The following is a 17,407-nucleotide window of genomic DNA, read 5'->3' on the forward strand; positions in this document are numbered from 1 at the left end:
CTCCTTCGCCACCCCGCCGTTGCACGACGCAGGCGAGTACCGGTGCCCCCACCGGTCACCCAACGCCAACGCCGCCAACACCCCGCACTCGTCCGGCGCCCGCACCGACAACCGCATCTCCACCCGGTACCCCACCGCAACACAACTCAGCCGCGCCTCCCCACCCCCGCCGACGCCAACCGCTCCGCCAACTCCCACGCCCGCAACCCCAACACCTCCGAATGCCCCTCCCGCACCTCCAACCCCTCCGACACCTCCGGCCCCGTCACGGGCGGTCCGCGTGGTCCGGGTGGAGGGCGTGGCGGGGGGCTCAGTGCGGGATGGCGGCGATGAGTTCGGCGGCGCCGGCGCGCTTGAGGGTGAGGGCGACGGAGGTGCCGAGGTCTTCGGGGGAGAGCGGGCCGGCCCATTCGTGGGCCTTCAGGATGCGCTTGCCGTCGGGGGTGAAGACGTGGCCGCGCAGGGAGAGGGTGCCGTCGGGTTCGGCCTTTGCGTAGCCGGCGATGGGGGAGTTGCAGTGGCCCTGCAGGACGTGGAGGAACATGCGTTCGGCGGCGGCTTCGCGCCAGGTGCCGTGGTGGCCGAGGGCGGAGACGGTGTCGATGGTGCGGGTGTCGTCCTCGCGGCACTGCAGGGCGAGGATCCCGGCGCCGATCGGGGGGCACATCGTCTCGACGGTGAGGATCTCGCTGATCCGGTCGGTGGCGCCGATGCGCTCCAGGCCGGAGACGGCCAGCAGTAGGGCGTCGGCCTCGCCGGCGGCCAGTTTGGCGAGTCGGCTGTTGGCGTTGCCGCGGATCGGGACGGTCTCCAGGTGCGGGTGGGAGACGGCGAGTTGGGCGATCCGGCGGACGGAGGAGGTGCCGATCCGGGCGCCGGGCGGGAGCTGGTCGAGGGTCAGGCCGTCGGGGTGGACCAGGGCGTCGCGGATGTCGTCGCGCCGCAGGTGGGCGGCGAAGGTGGTGCCGGCCGGCAGCGGGCGGTCGGCGGGGACGTCCTTGAGGCAGTGCACCGCAAGGTCGGCCGCACCGGCGAGCAGGGCCTGGTCGACCTCCTTGGTGAAGGCGCCCTTCCCGCCGAGGGCGGCCAGGTCGCCCGTCCAGCGGTCGCCGGAGGTGGTGACGGGCACCACCTCCGTCCGGATGCCCGGGTGGAGCGCGGCCAGTTCGGCGCGGACGCGTTCCACCTGGGCGAGCGCCATGGGCGAGGAGCGGGAGACGATGCGGACCAACTCGGCTGTGGGCATGTCGAGATGATAGGCCGTCACGTCCGGGGGCCGGGACGGGCGGGCCCGGGACGCGCGGAGGGCGCCGTCGGCCGGTGGCCGGTGGCGCCCTCCGCGTGCGTGCCCGGTGCCGGGGCCTCAGGAGCGGACGAGGGCCTTGCCGGCGGCGGTCGCGGCGTCCAGGGCCTGGGTGTGGTACTCGGCGGCGAGGTCGCGCAGGCTCTCCATCGCCGGGTTGACGGCGGCGAGGGTCAGCTCGCGGCGGACGGTGGTGAGGTCGGCGCCCCAGACGTCGCGCAGGATGCGCTCGACGTACGGGGTGGAGTGGTCCCAGCCCTCGCGGGGGGTGCCGGGGGCGAAGCCGCCGCCGAAGGAGGTGACCAGGACGACCGGCTTGTCCTTGAGGAGTTCGGCGGTCGGGCCGGCGCTCGCGATGACCAGGTCGACCCAGGTCTTGAAGTGCTGGGAGACGCCCCAGTTGTAGAGCGGGAGGGCGATGATCGCGGCGTCGGCGGCGCTGAGCTCCGCGGCGAGGGAGGCGCCGAGGGCGGCGGCGTCCCGCTGCTCGGGGGTGCGCTGGTCCTCGGGGGTGAAGGCGGCCAGGGTGGCGGCGGCCCAGACGTCGCCGGGCAGCGGGTCGGTGCCGAGGTTGCGGCGGGTGACGGTGCCCTCGGGGTGGGCGGCGGTCCACTCGGCCTCGGCGGCGGTGGCGAGTTCGGCGCTGGTGGAGGTGCCGGGCATGATGCTGGCGTCCAGGCGGAACAGGTTCATGACAGTGACTCCTCGGTTCGCGTCCCGCCAGGGGCGGGTGCGGGCGGGCACGGTAGGGCGGAGGCGCGGGCCGGGAGGCGCCGCACTCGACGTAAACGGACTTTACCCCGTTTCTCTCGCCGGGTAAATTGGCGCCCATGGACAGCCCCCTGGTCCCCTTCGGCAGCCCCCCCACCGAACGCGCGGACGCCGCCCGCAACCGCGAGGTCCTGCTCTGCACCGCCCGCGCGATGATCGCCGAACTCGGGGCGGACCACGTGACCATGGACGGGCTCGCCGAACGCGCCGGGCTGGGCAAGGGCACCGTGTTCCGCCGCTTCGGCACCCGGGCCGGGATCTTCCGCGCCCTGCTCGACGCCGAGGAGCAGCGCTTCCAGTGCCAGGTGCTCTCCGGCCCGCCCCCGCTCGGGCCCGGCGGCGACCCGGTCGACCGGCTGATCGCCTACGGCCGCGCCCGCACCCGCTTCCTGCTGGAGCGCCACGACATCGCCCGCGCCGCGTTCGAGCGCAAGGGCCCCGTCCCGCCCGCGGTCGGCCCGAACTTCTCCCGCCCGCACATCCGGATGCTGCTCGGCCAGGCCGCCCTGGGCCTCCCCGACCCGGACACCCTCTCGCTGCAGCTCGCCAGCGCCCTGGAGGGCCCCGCGCTGCTCTTCCTGGTCGCCGACCAGCCGCCCGGGGGCCAGCCCCCCGGGGGCCAGCCCGCCGGGTGCGGCGAGAACGACCTGGGCACCCTGCTCGCGGACGGCTGGCAGACCCTGGTCGAACGGATCGCCCGCCGCTGAGCGGCCCGGGGGCGAGGGGCCGAGGAGACAAGGGGCCGAGGGGCCGAAGGGGAACGCGCGGAGGGGACGGCCGGTCGGCCGTCCCCTCCGCGGTGCGCGCGGACGGTCGTCAGCCGCGGGTCAGCCAGATCATCTTGCGGCCGGTCTCGGCGGGGGCGGTCGGGGCCTCCTCGTCGATCCGGTCCAGGACGTAGCCGAGCTTGCGGGGGACGGCGGCGCTGGCGGCGTTCGACTCGTCGCAGTGGATCTCGGCGCGGGCGATCCCGGGCAGGGCCAGGGCCGCGCCGGTCAGGGCGCGGGCGGCGGCGGTGGCCAGGCCGCGGCCGGTGTGCTCGTGGTGCACCCAGTAGCCGATCTCCAGCGCGCCCGGGCCGATCCGGCTGTGCAGGCCGAAGGCGCCGATGACCGCGGCCGGGTCCGCGTCCAGGCCCAGCAGGTACAGGAAGTCGGTGCCCTGCTCCCAGGCCTGCTCGCCGCTCGCCGAGATCTGCTCGCTCTCCGCGAGCGTCGGCACGTGCTGCGCCCAGGGCATCCACGGACGCAGGTGGGCGAGGTTGGCGATCACCGCGGCGTTCAGCCCGGCCGCGTCCGCCGGTCGGCGGCGGCGCAGGTGGGTGCCGTCGCCGAGCGGCAGCAACTCGGGCGGGCGGCCCGCGGTGATCGGTCGCACAGTGTCGTCAGGTGCGTCGGTGGAGTGACTCATGGACGGAGTATGCGCCATGCACGACCGCCCCGACCAGCGGATATCCGTTCCGCCACCCTTGCGCACCGCCCCGGCCGCGGGTCGCGGCCGCCCGCCGCCGCGGGTCACAGCCGCACCAGCACCTCGTCCAGCGGCTTGCGGACCAGGTCCGGCACCCGGGCGTCCTCGGCGGGGTAGCCGACCGGGATGACGTACGCGGCGCGCTCCTCCGGCGGGCGGTCGCAGACCTCGTTCAGGAAGCGCATCGGGCTGGGCGTGTGGGTCAGCGTGGCCAGGCCCGCCTGGTGCAGGGCGGACAGCAGGAAGCCGACCGCGATGCCGACCGACTCCTTGGTGTAGTACGGGCGCGGCGAGTGCGGGCCCTTGTGCACCTCGAACACCACGATCACCGCGGGCGCGTCCTCCAGGAACGGCTTGTGCCAGTCGGTGCCGATCGGCGCCAGCGCCGCCAGCCACTCCTCGGACGCCCGGTGCTGGTAGAACTCGCGCTCCTCCGCCTCCGCGGCCTCCCGCAGCCGCCGCTTGCGCTCCGGGTCGGTGACCACCACGAACCGCCACGGCTGCACGTGCGCGCCGCTCGGCGCGGTCGCCGCCGTCCGCACCGCCCACTCCAGCACCCCCTCGGGCAGCGGTCGGGTCGAGTAGTCGCGCACGGTGCGGCGCTGGTCCATCACGCGGTAGAAGCCCCGGCAGCGGTCGGCCGCCTCGTGGGCGGGCACGCTCATCGGGTGCAGCGGCGTCGTCGGGTGGGACGGCGTCATCGGGTGCGGCGGCGTCGGGTCGGACGGCGCGCGGGAGGGGTCACGGTCAGCCATGCGCGTTACCCCAGCACGCCGCGCGCCCCGGCGGAAGGGGCCGGGGCGCGGTCGGCGACTACTGGCAAGTCGCGCGGGAGGAGGGGGCGGGCCTCAGGACTCGGTGACCTTCCCGTCCGCGACCACCAGGCGCCGGTTCACCTGCACGGCCTCCAGCATCCGCCGGTCGTGGGTGACCAGCAGCAGGGTGCCGGTGTACGAGGCCAGCGCCGACTCCAACTGCTCGATCGCGGGCAGGTCCAGGTGGTTGGTCGGCTCGTCCAGCACCAGCAGGTTCACCCCGCGCCCCTGGAGCAGCGCCAGCGCCGCCCTGGTCCGCTCGCCCGGGGAGAGCGTCCCGGCCGGGCGCATCACGTGCACCGCCTTCAGGCCGAACTTGGCCAGCAGCGTCCGCACGTCCTCCGGGTTCAGCTCCGGCACGGCCGCGGCGAACGCCTCCAGCAGCGGACGCCCGGCGTCGCCGCCGAACAGGTGCCCGCGGGCCTGCTCCACCTCGCCGACCAGCACGCCCGAACCCAGCGCGGCGGAGCCCGAGTCCAGCTCCAGGCGGCCCAGCAGCGCCGCCAGCAGCGTCGACTTGCCCGCGCCGTTCGCGCCGGTGATCGCCACCCGGTCCGCCCAGTCGACCTGCAGGTCCACCGGGCCGAACGCGAACTCCCCGCGCCGGACGGCGGCCTGGCGGAGCGTCGCCACCACCGAGCCGGAGCGCGGCGCGGCGGCGATCTCCATCCGCAGCTCCCACTCCTTGCGGGGCTCCTCCACCACGTCCAGGCGCTCGATCATCCGCTGGGTCTGCCGGGCCTTCGCGGCCTGCTTCTCGGTCGACTCGGCGCGCTGCGCCCGGGCCTTCTTGTCGTTGTCGCCGCCCTTGCGCCGGGCGTTGCGGACGCCGTGCTCCATCCAGTTGCGCTGCATCTGGGCGCGCGCCTCCAGGCCGGACTTGGTGTCCGCGAACTCCTCGTACTGCTCGCGGGCGTGCCGCCGGGAGATCGCCCGCTCCTCCAGGTACGCCTCGTAGCCGCCGCCGTACAGGTTCACCTGGCCCTGGTGCAGGTCCAGCTCCAGGACGCGGGTGACGGTGCGGGCCAGGAACTCGCGGTCGTGGCTGATCAGCACGGTGCCCGCGCGCAGGCCCTTCACGAACGCCTCCAGGCGCTCCAGGCCGTCCAGGTCCAGGTCGTTGGTGGGCTCGTCCAGCAGGAACACGTCGTAGCGCGACAGCAGCAGCGAGGCCAGGCCCGCGCGGGCCGCCTGGCCGCCGGACAGCGCCGTCATCGGCACGTCCAGCGACACCTTCAGGCCCAGCGAGTCCGCGACCTCCTCGGCCCGCTCCTCCAAGTCCGCGCCGCCCAGCTCCAGCCAGCGGTCCAGGCTCTCCGCGTACGCGTCGTCCGCGCCCGGACGGCCCTCCACCAGGCCCTCGGTGGCCTCGTCCAGCGCGGCCTGCGCCGCCGCGACACCCGTGCGGCGGGCCAGGAAGTCGCGCACCGACTCGCCCTCGCGGCGCTCCGGCTCCTGCGGCAGGTGGCCGACGTTCGCGGTCGGCGGGCTCAGCCTGAGGCTGCCGCCCTCCGGGGCGTCCAGCCCGGCCAGCAGGCGCAGCAGCGTCGACTTCCCGGCGCCGTTCACCCCGACCAGGCCGATCACGTCCCCGGGGGCGACGACCAGGTCCAGCCCGGAGAACAGCGTGCGCTCGCCGTGGCCGGCGGCGAGGTCCTTGACGACGAGAGTGGCAGTCATGATGGGGTCGATTCTAGGCCGCGGCCCGGGCCGCCCCGGCCCGCCCCGGACGGGCGGCGCTACCGGGCCCAGCCCTCGGCGTTGGAGTACGACTCGTAGCTGTGCGCCGTGGCGCGCCCCCACTCCCCGCCGGTCAGCCGCCGGTACGCCCGGTCCGGGACGTACAGCAGCGGCTCGGCCCAGAGGAACTCCCCGGCGTACGGCGCGAAGCGGCGCGGGTCGGCCAGCACCGCCTGGTACGCGGCGCGGCCGTCGGCGACCACCGCGGCCCGGGTGTACAGGAAGGCGTCGCCGCCCAGCCCTTCGCCCAGCTCGCGGCGGTCCAGCCGGTGCAGCGCCGTCGACAGCCGCTCGGCGAAGCCGGCCACCGCCGCGACCGGGCCCGCCGACAGGTGCTCCTCCAGCGCGGCGGCCAGGCCCTCCGCGTCCGGGTCCGCCCCGGGCGGGCGGTGCTCCTCCAGCAGCTGCCAGAACTCGTCCTCGTCCATGGCCGTCCAGCGTGCCGGGGGCCACTGACAGGCGGGCCGGGGGCCGGGGGACGGGGGACGGGGGACGGGGACGGGGTCGGGACTTAATTCCGTTGCGGGGGCTCCGGCGGGTTCCGTACCCTCGAAGACGTTGCATCCCCGCACGTCTGGAGAAGGCCGTTGCTCGTCTGAGGTCATGAGACACCGCGCCACGCCACACCCGTGTCCTTTCCGGGTCCGTTGAGCGTGCGGGCGCGAGTGCGACCTCGGCAGGGCAGCGTTCCACGGCTCCCGTGCGGGTTCCCCGTTTCCAGCGGTGCTCCCCGCGACGGCCCTCCGCGTTCCCGCGTCCCCGGTGTCTCCCGTGTTGCTCCCCTTCCCTTCGCGGCAACCTCCAGGAGGCCCTCATGGCGCAACCCACCACCTCGATCCTCTGCACCGACCTCGGCTTCGAATGGCCCGACGGCCGCCCCGTGCTGAGCGGTTTCCACCTCGCCGTCGGCCCCGGCCGCACCGGGCTGGTCGGCCTCAACGGCGCGGGCAAGTCCACGCTGCTGCGGCTGATCGCGGGCGAGCTCACCCCCGCCGCGGGCAGCGTCCGCGTCGCGGGCGAACTCGCCTACCTGCCGCAGGACCTGACGGTCGCCGCCGACCAGCGGGTCGACGAGACGCTCGGCATCCGGGCCCGGCGCGAGGCCCTGCACGCCATCGAGTCCGGAGACGTGGACGAACGCCACTTCACCACCGTCGGCGACGACTGGGACGTCGAGGAGCGCGCCCGCGCCACCCTCGACCGCCTCGGCCTCACCGGGCTCGACCTCGACCGCACCACCGGCGAGCTCTCCGGCGGCCAGGCCGTCCTGCTGCACCTCGCCGCCCTGCTGCTGCGCCGCCCCGACGTGCTGCTGCTCGACGAACCCACCAACAACCTGGACGTCCGGGCCCGCGCCCGGCTGTACGACGCGGTGGCCGCCTTCCCCGGCGTGCTGCTGCTGGTCAGCCACGACCGCGAACTGCTGGAGCGGGTCGACCAGATCGCCGACCTACGGGACGGCGAAGTCACCTGGTACGGCGGCAACTTCAGCGCCTACCAGGAGGCCCTGGAGACCGAGCAGGAGGCCGCCGAACGCCTCGTCCGCAACGCCGAGGCCGACGTCAAGCGCCAGAGGCGGGATCTGGTCGAGGCCACCCAGCGGCTCGCCAAGTCCGCCGCCTACGGCAAGCAGCGCTCGGTGCGCCGCAACGACCCCAAGGCGCTGGCCGACAAGCTCCAGGGCAGGGGCGAGGAGACCGCGGGCCGCCTGCGCGGCATGCACACCGAACGCCTCAACGACGCCAAGGAGCGCCTCGCCACCGCCGAGGAGGCCGTCCGCGACGACGCCGAGATCCGGATCGACCTGCCCCGCACCGCCGTCCCCGCCGGGCGCACCGTCCTCACCCTGGAGGGCGTCCGCCTCGCCCACGGCGGCCGCGGCCGGATCGACCTCGACCTGCGCGGCCCCGAACGGATCGCCCTCACCGGCCGCAACGGCTCCGGCAAGACCACGCTGCTGCGCACCGTCGCCGGTGAGCTCGCCCCCGCCGAGGGCATGGTCACCACCCCGGTGCAACTGCGGTACCTCCCACAGCAGTTGGACGTCCTGGACGACGAGGAGACGGTCTTCCGGAACGTCAAGGCGCACGCCCCCGCCGCCACCGACAACGAGATCCGCGCCCGGCTGGCCCGCTTCCTGTTCCGCGGCGCCCGCGCCGACCAGCCCGCCGGCACCCTCTCCGGCGGCGAACGCTTCCGGGCCACCCTCGCCGCCCTGCTACTGGCCGACCCGCCCCCGCAGCTCCTGCTGCTCGACGAACCCACCAACAACCTCGACCTCGCCAGCGTCCGCCAACTCACCCAGGCCCTCGCCGGCTACCGCGGCACGCTGATCGTCGCCAGCCACGACCTCCCCTTCCTCCGGGAGATCGGCATCACCCGCTGGCTGGAGTGGGAAGGGGGCGAACTCCGCCCGACCGACCCGCGCTGACCGATCCCCGCCGCTGACCGCCCGCTGCCCGGCCCGCCCGTCCCGTTCCGGTGTCCGCACAGTGGGACGAGTGGGCCCGGGCGGGGGCCGGGAGGGCAGGATCGGGGGCGTCCTGTTGTCGTTGTCCCGCTGGAGTGTGCGTCGTGGCGCTGGTCGAGATCCCCGGTTCGAAGTCGGTGACGGCGCGGGCGCTGTTCCTGGCCGCCGCGGCGGACGGGGTGACCACGCTGGTGCGGCCGCTGGTGTCGGACGACACCGAGGGCTTCGCCGCGGGGCTGGGCGCGCTCGGGTACCGGGTGGAGCGCGGGGAGCGGGAGTGGCGGATCACCGGGCGCCCGCAGGGGCCCGGGGCCGACGGGGCGTCGGTGTTCTGCCGGGACGGCGCCACCACCGCGCGCTTCCTGCCGACGCTGGCCGCCGCCGGGCACGGCACCTTCCACTTCGACGCGTCCGAGCAGATGCGCCGCCGCCCGCTCGGCCCGCTCACCACCGCGCTGCGCGACCTCGGCGTCGACCTGGAGCACCACGGCGCCGAGGGCCACCACCCGCTGACCGTCCGCGCGGCGGGCGTCGAGGGCGGCGAGGTGACGCTCGACGCCGGGCTGTCCTCGCAGTACCTGACGGCGCTGCTGCTGCTCGGCCCGCTCACCCGCACCGGCCTGCGGATCCGCGTCACCGACCTGGTCTCCGCCCCGTACGTCGAGATCACCCTCGCGATGATGCGCAGCTTCGGCGTCGAGGTGGCCCGCGAGGGGAACGTGTTCGACGTCCCGCCCGGCGGCTACACCGCCGCCCGGTACCCGGTCGAGCCGGACGCCTCCACCGCCTCGTACTTCTTCGCCGCCGCCGCGCTGACCGGCCGCGAGGTGACCGTCCCGGGCCTGGGCCGCGGCGCGCTCCAGGGCGACCTGAAGTTCGTCGAGGTGCTGGAGCGGCTCGGCGCGAAGGTCGAGGTCGGGGCGGACGCCACCACCGTCACCGGCGGCACGCTCACCGGCGGCACCGTCAACATGCGCGACATCTCCGACACCATGCCGACGCTGGCCGCCATCGCCCCGTTCGCCTCCGGCCCGATCCGGATCGAGGACGTCTACAACACCCGGATCAAGGAGTGCGACCGGCTCGACGCCTGCGCGGAGAACCTGCGCCGCCAGGGCGTCGACGTCGCCACCGGCCGGGACTGGATCGAGATCCGCCCCGGCACCCCGGAGCCCGTCGAGATCGAGACCCGCGGCGACCACCGGATCGTGATGTCCTTCGCCGTCGCCGGGCTGCGCACCCCCGGCACGACCTTCGACGACCCGGGCTGCGTCCGCAAGACCTTCCCCGGCTTCCACGACGCGTTCGCCGCCTGGGCGGCCCGGCCGGAGGGCTGAGACCGCCAGGCGGCGAACGGGGAGGGCGGGGTCAGTCCTTCACCGCTCCGCCCAGGCCCGAGACCATGTGCCGCTGGACCAGCACGAAGAAGACCAGCACCGGCACCGTCATCAAGGTCGACGCGGCCATGATGCCGCCCCAGTCGTTCTCGTCCGGCTTGAAGAACACCATCAGCGCGGCGGGCAGCGTCTGGTGGTCGGTGTCCAGGATCAGGGTCTTCGCGAACACGAAGTCGTTCCACGCCGTGATGAAGGAGAACACGCTGGTCGCCGCCAGGCCCGGGGCGACCAGCGGGAACAGGATCCGCCACAGGATGGTGAACCGGCTCGCCCCGTCGATCCGGGCCGCCTCCTCCAGCGACTCCGGCACCGCGGCCACGAACCCGCGCAGCATCCACACCGCGAACGGCAGCGAGAACGCCAGGTTCACCAGCATCAGCGAGCCCAGCGACGACAGGCCGAAGCCCGGCGCGACGGTGCCGATGTCCCGGACCAGGAAGAACAGCGGGATGGTCAGCGCCTCCACCGGCACCATCTGCGCCACCAGGAACATGATCAGGATCGTGGTCCGGAACCGGAACCTGAACCGGGACAGCGCCACCGCCGCCAGGAACGCGATCGCGGCGGACACCACCACCACGACCACCGCCACCGCCATGCTGTTCAGGAAGTACCGCCCGAACCCGGACACCCCCAGGGCGCCCCGGAAGTTCTCCAGCGTCGGCGCGAACGTCCACGGCCGCGGGTGCGCCGAGGTGATCTCGCCCTTCGGCTTCAGCGCCGACAGCACCATCCAGTACAGCGGGAACACCGTCAGCAGGGCCAGCACCACGGCGGCGGTGTTCGCGCCCTGCCGCAGCACCCGGTTGTCGCGCTTGCTGATCACAGTTCCTCCCCGGAGCGGCGCAGGCTGCGGACGTAGACGGCGGTGACGGCCAGCAGGATCAGCGTCATCAGGACGCCGATCGCCGCGCCGAGGCTGTAGTTCTCGGCGACGAAGGCCTTCTGGTAGGCGTAGACGTTGAGGACCAGGTTCTGGCCGGCGATGCCGCCGCCCCCGGTCATCACGTAGATCTGGGTGAACACCTTGAAGTCCCAGATGATCGACTGGATCACCACGATCACCAGCAGCGGCCGCAGCATCGGCAGCATGATCCTCCGGAACACCGTGACCGTCCCGGCGCCGTCCAGCCGGGCGGCCTCCAGCACGGAGTCCGGGATCGCCTGGATGCCCGCGTACAGGGTGATCATCACGAACGGGAAGCTGTGCCAGACCACGACCACGGCGACCATCGCGAACGCCGACCACTTGTCGTACATCCAGTTGTGGCCCTGGGTGCCGAGGACTTCGTTGACCAGGCCGGTGTTGGTGTCCAGCAGGAACATCCACACCGTGGAGCCGGTCATCGCGGGCGCCGCCCAGGCGCCCAGCGCGCCGAACATCAGCATCAGCCGCGGCCACCTGCCGACCCGGGTCAGCAGCACCGCGCAGGTCGCGCCGACCGCCAGGGTGGTCAGCACGCAGAACGCGGCGAACGCCAGGGTCTGGCCGAGCACCGACCAGAACTGCCCGTCGCCCAGCACGTCGGTGTAGTTCGACAGCCCGACGAACTCGGTCGGCACCCCGCCGGACGCCTGCGGCTGCCCGAACTCGAGCACCGACAGCAGGCCCAGCTGGTACAGCGGGTACCCGAACAGCGGGATCAGCACCAGTGCGGCGGGCAGCAGCAGCCACAGCGGGACGGGGATCCGGGCCAGCGGCCCGGAGCGGCGGCGGCCCGGTGCGGGGGCGCCGCCCGCCGGGCGGGCCGGGGAGTCCCCCCGGTCCGCCGGGGCGGTGACGGTCGTGGCAGGCATCGACAACTTCCGCTTCTCTACGGGCCGGTGGCTACTTGCCGCTGAACGAGGAGTTCATCGCGGCCGCGGCCTCCTTCGTGGCACCCGCCACGTCGGACTTGCCGGTGATGACCTTCTGCAGCATCGTCGGCACCACGTTCTGGGCGTCGATCTTGGCCCAGGCCGCGTCCTTCGGGACGAACTTGGTGCCCGCCGCGATGGTGTCGGTGAACGGCTTCAGCCACGGCTGCTTCTGCACCACCTCGGCGCGCGCGGTGGACAGCGTCGGCAGGTTGCCCATCGCGTCGAACAGCGCCAACTGGTTCTTCTCGGACGCCAGTTCCTTCATGAAGTCGACCGCCAGGCTGCGGTGCCGGGTCGACTTCATCACGCCCAGGTCGTTGCCGCCGGAGAACGCCGGGGCGATCTTCCCGGCCGCGGTGCCCGGCAGCGGCACGATCGCGTACTTGCCCTTCGCCGCGCCCGCCTCCACCGCGCTGCGCGAGGAGTTCGGCAGGATCGCCATGCCGGCCTTGCCCGCCGCGAACGCCTCCACGGTCTTGCCGCCGGTCAGGTCGACGCACTGCTGCGCCGGGCAGATCGCGTCCGTGAACAGGTCGGTGTACTGCTTGACGCCCGCCTGCGACTGCGCCGAGTCGATCGCCGAGGTGTACGCCGCGCCGCTCGGCGTCGCCAGGTCGCCGCCGTTGGCCCACACGAACGGCAGCGCGCCGAAGGTGTACTTGCCGCCGACCGCGATGCCCAGCATGTCGCCGTGCGCGGCCCGGACCTTCTCCGCCGCCGACTTCAGCTCCTCGTACGTGGTCGGCGCCTGCAGGCCCAGCTCGGCGAACACGTCGGTGCGGTAGTACAGCGCCCGCACGCCCAGCCACCACGGCAGACCGTACGCCTTGCCGTCCACCACCGCGGTGTCCTTCAGGTCCTGCGGCAGGTCCTTGCCCTCCTCCCAGCCCGCCAGGTCGGAGGTGATGTCGGCCAGGCCGCCCGAGGCGGTGTAGCCGAACAGGTCGGTGTTGCCGAACTCCACCACGTCCGGCGCCGAGGACGGGTCGTTGAACGCGCCCTTCATCTTCTCGGCGCGCGGACCGGCGTCGGTCGGGATGTACGACACCTCGACCTCGACGCCCGCGTGCTTCGCCTTGAAGTCGGCGACGGCCTGCGCCACCACCTGCTCCTTCGGCGCCCGGTTCGCCTCGTCGTACAGCCACACCTTCACGGTGCCGGTCTGCTTGTCCTCGGACGTCGCGGTCTTCGCGGTGCCCGGCGCACAGGCCGTGGCCACGGTGCCGGCCAGCACGGCAAGGGCGGCACCACGGGCCAGCTTCTTCATGCTCAACGTCATCTCCTCGCCGCAGCGGGACGCACCTGCGCGCCCCGGGACGAACCGGGACATGCAGTGGGGGATCGGTGTGAGCGGGACGTTAGAAACTCACCGGGCACGGCGACAAGAGCAGACCCGGAAAGTTCTGCACTGCAAAACGATGTGCTGCGGATCTGGCACGGCGCCCCGCCGCGCCGTAGCGTCACACCCCATGACCAGCACCGCCGCCGAGAGCCGACCCGCCGAGGGCCGACCGGAACGCAACCAGTCCGCGTCGCTGCGCCGCGCCCTCGCCGTGCTCGAACACGTCCGGGACCGCGCGGCGGCCGGCACCGACCTCAGCCTCACCGCGCTCGCCGACGGCCTGGAGATGTCCAAGTCCACCGTGCTGCGGCTGGCCGCCCCGCTGGTCGACGCCCAGCTCCTCGCCCGCGACCGCGACACCGGCCACTTCCGGCTCGGCCCCGGCGCCCTCCAGCTCGGCCAGGCCTACCTCGCCACCCTCGACCTGCGCACCGCCGCCTCCGAGGAGGCCCACCAGCTGATGCGCGAGGTCGGCGGCACCGTGCACCTGTGCGTCCCCGACGCCCCGTACGTCGTCTACGTCGACAAGGTCGAGAACGAGACCGCCGTCCGGATGGCCTCCCGGATCGGCAGCCGCGCCCCCATGTACTGCACCGCCGTCGGCAAGGCCATGCTCGCCTGGCTCCCCGACGAGGCCTTCGCCACCGTCGTCGCCGACGGCCTCCCCGCCGTCACCACCCGCACCCTCACCTCCGCCGCCGCCCTGCGCACCGACCTCACTCGCATCCGCACCCGCGGCTACGCCGTCGACGACCGCGAGAACGAACCCGAGGTCCGCTGCATCGCCGCCCCCGTCTTCGACCACAACAACACCGTCATCGGCGCCATCTCCACCTCCGCCCTCACCTCCCGCATCACCGCCGCCCGCGCCCGCGAACTCGGCCCCGTCGTCGCGGCCACCGCCGCCCGCGTCTCCCGCCGGATGGGCTCCACCCGCTGAGGCCGCGGCGGCGGGCTACTGCTTCGGAACCAGCCGGGCGAAGGCGTCGGGCAGGTCCTCCAGGGCGGCCCGGCGTTCAGCGATCTCGGTGAGGCAGCGCAGCAGCCGGTCGGCGTCGAGGTCGGGGAGGCGGATTTCGTACATGCGGAAGAGGAGGGTCCGGCAGTGGGCGAGACCCTCCCGGAACAGGGCGTGCAGGTCTTCGGGGGCGAACAGGCGGATGTCCGTTTCCACCTCCTGCAGCAGGGCGAACTGTCGGCGGACCTGGTCGCAGGTCTCCCGGACGGCATCGGAGTCGCGGAGGACCGCGAGGCTGATGCCGGGCTGCTTGCCGAGGCACTCGAACGCCAGGAACGCCTGCCGGTAGGCGGACGCCATGGGCGAGGAGGTGATGGTGATGCTGTTGACGGTTCCAGCCTGGACGACGCCGCCGAACGTCCCGCCGCTGATGCTGTTCTCCGTCATGAATCCCACCCTCGTCCGGTCCGGAGAGCCATGATGGTCCGTCAGGGAGCGGGCGGGCAAACGGTCAGGCCCCGGCGGTTTCGGTGGTCTCGGTGGTCTCGGTCGCCGGGGTGCGGCGGAGCCTGGTGCCGAGGCGGTCGAGGCCGATGACCAGGGCGCCGAGGGCGGCGAACTCGGCGACGAGCTGGACCATCTGGAGGGCGACCCAGGCGTAGCCGTTCTCGGTGGGGTCGAGGAAGAAGTAGGGGTAGCGGACGGGGAAGTCGGGGAAGAGGATCGCGCGGGTCTCGGTGAGGACGGCGTAGCCGAGGGGGTAGGCGAGCCAGAGCGGGAGGTCGCGCCAGCGGGAGGCGTTGCGGGGGGAGCACAGCAGCCACTCGACGAGGACCAGCAGCGGGGTGGTGTAGTGCAGGAAGAAGCTGGACCAGTGCTGGAGGCGCTCGGGGCCGGAGAACAGGCCGGGGAGCGGGTTCTCGCCGTGGTTGAGCAGGACGTGCGCGACGATGCCGGTGATGGTGATGTACAGGACGGCGGCGCCGCGCAGTCGGGGGGCCGGGGCGTCGGCGGTGTCGCGCCTGGCCGTCCAGTAGATCGCGGCGAGGAAGTAGCCGAGCACGATCACGTTGCTCTGGATGGTGAAGTACACCAGTGAGCTGTTGCTGAGGAAGATCCCCAGGAACGCGGACAGGACGATGGCGGAGCGCCACCAGGTGGCGGGGCGGGCCCAGACGGTCATGCGGTCACCGGACGTTCGTTTCGGCGGTGCCCCCCGTGGGCACGACAGATCGCCGCACTCTACCCGCCGGTTCGGCGGTCGGAAAAGATCACCGGTCCGGGGTGGTGCCCGCCCGTCCGCGGGCTCAGAAGGACAGCTGCGCGGGCGTGTGGGTGTGGCTCTCGATGCCGGTCGCGGCGCTGCCGATCAGCTGTCGGGCGAGGTCGTTGCAGGCGCGGGCGGCGGCGAGCTCCTCGCCGACCGCGGTGTCGGCGTCGTCGACGGGGTTGCGCCGGGCGGTGCCGGTGCCGCGGGCGCCGGGGGCGCTGAAGCCGCTGAGCGCGGCGGTGCAGGTGGTGCGGGACTCGTCCTCGTCGAAGGTCAGGTCGACGACCCAGTGGTTCTGCATGGCGGTTCACCTTCCGGGTGCGCACCGGCGCACGGGCGGCCGGTGCGCCTCGTTCCCTCCAGCGTCCGCCGCGGCCGGGGGGCCGTCAACAGCCCGCGGTGCGAGGCCCGCGGCGTGGCGGCGGTCAGGGCGCGAAGTGCAGCTCGGGGTCGGTGACGGGGCCGGTGCCGAGCAGGCGGGCGTCCTCGCGGTAGCCGGACGGGGTGCGCCAGGGCGGCCGGTCGCCCTGCCGGGGGAGCAGGTGGGCGGCGCGGCGCAGGTAGCCCGCGGCGAAGTCGAGCAGCGGGCGGACGGGCATCGCGGGGTCGGCGGGCTCGGGGCGGCAGATCCGGTGGCCGTGCCGGTCCATGTGGGCGAGCAGGCGGCCGAAGTGGGTGCAGAGCAGGTCGACCTTCAGGGTCCAGGAGGCGTGCGGGTAGCCGATCGCGAACACCAGGTTGGGGACGCCGGAGAGCATCACGCCCTTGTACGCGACCGTCTCCGCGGGCCGCACCGGCACCCCGTCCACCCGCAGCGGGATGCCGCCGAGGGCCTGCACCTCCAGCCCGGTGGCGGTGACGACGACGTCCGCGGCGAGTTCCCGCCCGGAGGCCAGCCGGACGCCGTGCGCGGTGAAGCGCTCGATCCGGTCGGTGATCACGGAGGCCCGGCCGTCGCGGATCGCGGTGAACAGGTCGCCGTCCGGCACCGCGCACAGCCGCTGGTCCCAGGGGTCGTACGGCGGCCGGAAGTGCTCGTCCACGGGGTAGCCGGGCGGCAGGCGGCGGGCGTTCACCCAGCGGATGATCCGCCGGGCCGCCCCCGGGTGGCGGCGGCAGAACGCCCAGACGGCCTGCTGCCGGGCGATGTTGCGGCGGCGGGCCAGCGCGTGGCCGCGCCGGTCGCCGAGCAGGCGGCGCAGCAGGACGGCGGGGCGGTCGCGGCGCGACACCGGCATCACGTACGTCGGGGTGCGCTGCAGCATCGTCACGTGCGCGGCCCGTTCGGCGAGCGCGGGCAGCAGGGTCACGGCGGTGGCGCCGCTGCCGACGACCAGGACCCGGCGGTCGGCGTGGTCGAGGTCGGCGGGCCAGTGCTGGGGGTGGACGACGGGGCCGGCGAAGCGCTCCAGGCCGGGCAGCGGCGGGGTGTGGCCGCGGTCGTAGCGGAAGTACCCGGCCGCGCAGAACAGCCAGCCGCAGGTCAGGGTGGTGCGCTCGCCGGTGCCGGCGTGCTCGACCACGACCGTCCAGCGGGCCCGCGCGGTCGACCAGGACGCGCCGACCACCCGCTGCCGGTAGCGGATCCGCCGCTCCAGCCCGTGCTCGCGGACGGTCTCGCGCAGGTAGGCGAGGATCTGCGGGCCGCGGGCGATCGACTCCTCCCGGCGCCACGGCTTGAACGCGTAGCCGAAGGTGTACAGGTCGGAGTCGGAGCGGACGCCCGGGTAGCGGAACAGGTCCCAGGTGCCGCCGCAGCCGTCCCGGGCCTCCAGGATCGCGAAGCTCCGGCCCGGGTGCTCCACCGCGAGGTGGCGGCCCGCGCCGATGCCGGAGATCCCGGCGCCGACCACCAGCACGTCCAGGTGCTCGACGTCGTCGTGGGCGGCTGCGGCTGCGGAGGCTGCGGCGGGCACGGGGCGGCTCCTGGCGGCGGACGGACGGGACGCTCCCATGATCGCCAACCGGCCCGGCCGCGGCCCAGGTCGGAAGGGCACAACGCCGGGGCCGG

The 17,407-nt window shown here is 74.0% G+C and carries 17 protein-coding genes; 4 read left to right on the top strand and 13 right to left on the bottom strand.

Going from position 1 to position 17,407, the window contains the following annotated elements; translation table 11 throughout:
* Positions 1 to 310 precede the first annotated feature (310 nt).
* Together hemC and OO57_RS26895 are read right to left on the bottom strand one after the other, a co-directional pair.
* On the bottom strand, positions 311 to 1,246 hold the full coding sequence (hemC, locus tag OO57_RS26890) for a hydroxymethylbilane synthase (protein ID WP_033255259.1): 936 nt from the start codon (positions 1,244 to 1,246) through the stop codon (positions 311 to 313).
* Between the two features lie 117 nt (positions 1,247 to 1,363).
* Positions 1,364 to 1,996 (bottom strand): NAD(P)H-dependent oxidoreductase, encoded by a 633-nt coding sequence (locus tag OO57_RS26895; protein WP_033255260.1) that lies wholly within the window; start codon positions 1,994 to 1,996, stop codon positions 1,364 to 1,366.
* A 137-nt stretch (positions 1,997 to 2,133) separates the two neighbouring features.
* Between OO57_RS26895 and OO57_RS26900 the strand changes: the two genes are divergently transcribed.
* Positions 2,134 to 2,781 carry a TetR/AcrR family transcriptional regulator gene (locus OO57_RS26900; protein WP_106974117.1) on the top strand — a complete coding sequence of 216 codons (648 nt, stop codon included), beginning with the start codon at positions 2,134 to 2,136 and terminating at the stop codon, positions 2,779 to 2,781.
* Between the two features lie 109 nt (positions 2,782 to 2,890).
* Here OO57_RS26900 and OO57_RS26905 read toward each other — a convergent pair whose 3' ends face one another.
* The 4 genes from OO57_RS26905 to OO57_RS26920 form a co-directional block, all read right to left on the bottom strand.
* The gene (locus tag OO57_RS26905; RefSeq protein ID WP_051778295.1) at positions 2,891 to 3,484 is read right to left on the bottom strand and encodes a GNAT family N-acetyltransferase; all 594 of its coding nucleotides are present in this window, start codon (positions 3,482 to 3,484) and stop codon (positions 2,891 to 2,893) included.
* Between the two features lie 104 nt (positions 3,485 to 3,588).
* Complete coding sequence (locus OO57_RS26910) at positions 3,589 to 4,245, bottom strand: nitroreductase family protein (protein WP_033255262.1); 657 nt, start codon at positions 4,243 to 4,245, stop codon at positions 3,589 to 3,591.
* 147 nt (positions 4,246 to 4,392) lie between these two features.
* A complete protein-coding gene (locus tag OO57_RS26915; protein WP_033255263.1) occupies positions 4,393 to 6,039 on the bottom strand; it encodes an ABC-F family ATP-binding cassette domain-containing protein in 1,647 nt (548 codons plus the stop codon).
* A gap of 59 nt (positions 6,040 to 6,098) precedes the next feature.
* Positions 6,099 to 6,527 carry a DUF4240 domain-containing protein gene (locus tag OO57_RS26920; protein ID WP_033255264.1) on the bottom strand — a complete coding sequence of 143 codons (429 nt, stop codon included), beginning with the start codon at positions 6,525 to 6,527 and terminating at the stop codon, positions 6,099 to 6,101.
* A 386-nt stretch (positions 6,528 to 6,913) separates the two neighbouring features.
* Here OO57_RS26920 and OO57_RS26925 point away from each other — a divergent pair, with 386 nt between their 5' ends.
* Both OO57_RS26925 and aroA read left to right on the top strand, forming a co-directional pair.
* The gene (locus tag OO57_RS26925; RefSeq protein WP_033255265.1) at positions 6,914 to 8,530 is read left to right on the top strand and encodes an ABC-F family ATP-binding cassette domain-containing protein; all 1,617 of its coding nucleotides are present in this window, start codon (positions 6,914 to 6,916) and stop codon (positions 8,528 to 8,530) included.
* 143 nt (positions 8,531 to 8,673) lie between these two features.
* A complete protein-coding gene (aroA, locus tag OO57_RS26930) occupies positions 8,674 to 9,906 on the top strand; it encodes a 3-phosphoshikimate 1-carboxyvinyltransferase (protein WP_033255266.1) in 1,233 nt (410 codons plus the stop codon).
* A gap of 31 nt (positions 9,907 to 9,937) precedes the next feature.
* Here aroA and OO57_RS26935 read toward each other — a convergent pair whose 3' ends face one another.
* From OO57_RS26935 to OO57_RS26945, 3 genes are read right to left on the bottom strand one after another with little or no spacing between them, the layout of a single operon-like run.
* The gene (locus tag OO57_RS26935) at positions 9,938 to 10,789 is read right to left on the bottom strand and encodes a carbohydrate ABC transporter permease (RefSeq protein WP_199811337.1); all 852 of its coding nucleotides are present in this window, start codon (positions 10,787 to 10,789) and stop codon (positions 9,938 to 9,940) included.
* Entirely contained in the window at positions 10,789 to 11,763 is a 975-nt protein-coding gene (locus tag OO57_RS26940; RefSeq protein WP_033255267.1) for a carbohydrate ABC transporter permease, read from the bottom strand. Before OO57_RS26940 ends, OO57_RS26935 begins: the two co-directional genes overlap by 1 nt.
* Before the next feature lie 31 nt (positions 11,764 to 11,794).
* The gene (locus OO57_RS26945) at positions 11,795 to 13,093 is read right to left on the bottom strand and encodes a sugar ABC transporter substrate-binding protein (RefSeq protein WP_033255268.1); all 1,299 of its coding nucleotides are present in this window, start codon (positions 13,091 to 13,093) and stop codon (positions 11,795 to 11,797) included.
* 202 nt (positions 13,094 to 13,295) lie between these two features.
* Between OO57_RS26945 and OO57_RS26950 the strand changes: the two genes are divergently transcribed.
* A complete protein-coding gene (locus tag OO57_RS26950) occupies positions 13,296 to 14,108 on the top strand; it encodes an IclR family transcriptional regulator (protein ID WP_033255269.1) in 813 nt (270 codons plus the stop codon).
* Between the two features lie 15 nt (positions 14,109 to 14,123).
* On the opposite strand, the gene OO57_RS26955 is transcribed toward OO57_RS26950, so the two are convergent.
* The 4 genes from OO57_RS26955 to OO57_RS26970 form a co-directional block, all read right to left on the bottom strand.
* Positions 14,124 to 14,573: a hypothetical protein gene (locus tag OO57_RS26955; protein ID WP_033255270.1), complete on the bottom strand. Its 450-nt coding sequence runs from the start codon at positions 14,571 to 14,573 to the stop codon at positions 14,124 to 14,126.
* Between the two features lie 64 nt (positions 14,574 to 14,637).
* Positions 14,638 to 15,309 (bottom strand): Pr6Pr family membrane protein, encoded by a 672-nt coding sequence (locus tag OO57_RS26960; RefSeq protein ID WP_051778298.1) that lies wholly within the window; start codon positions 15,307 to 15,309, stop codon positions 14,638 to 14,640.
* Between the two features lie 124 nt (positions 15,310 to 15,433).
* Complete coding sequence (locus OO57_RS26965; RefSeq protein ID WP_033255271.1) at positions 15,434 to 15,697, bottom strand: DUF1876 domain-containing protein; 264 nt, start codon at positions 15,695 to 15,697, stop codon at positions 15,434 to 15,436.
* Between the two features lie 124 nt (positions 15,698 to 15,821).
* Positions 15,822 to 17,351, bottom strand: a complete 1,530-nt coding sequence (locus OO57_RS26970) for a flavin-containing monooxygenase (protein ID WP_051778299.1) — start codon at positions 17,349 to 17,351, stop codon at positions 15,822 to 15,824.
* Positions 17,352 to 17,407: the final 56 nt, after the last annotated feature.

The organism is Kitasatospora phosalacinea, from assembly GCF_000717185.1.
Taxonomy (GTDB): domain Bacteria; phylum Actinomycetota; class Actinomycetes; order Streptomycetales; family Streptomycetaceae; genus Kitasatospora; species Kitasatospora phosalacinea_A.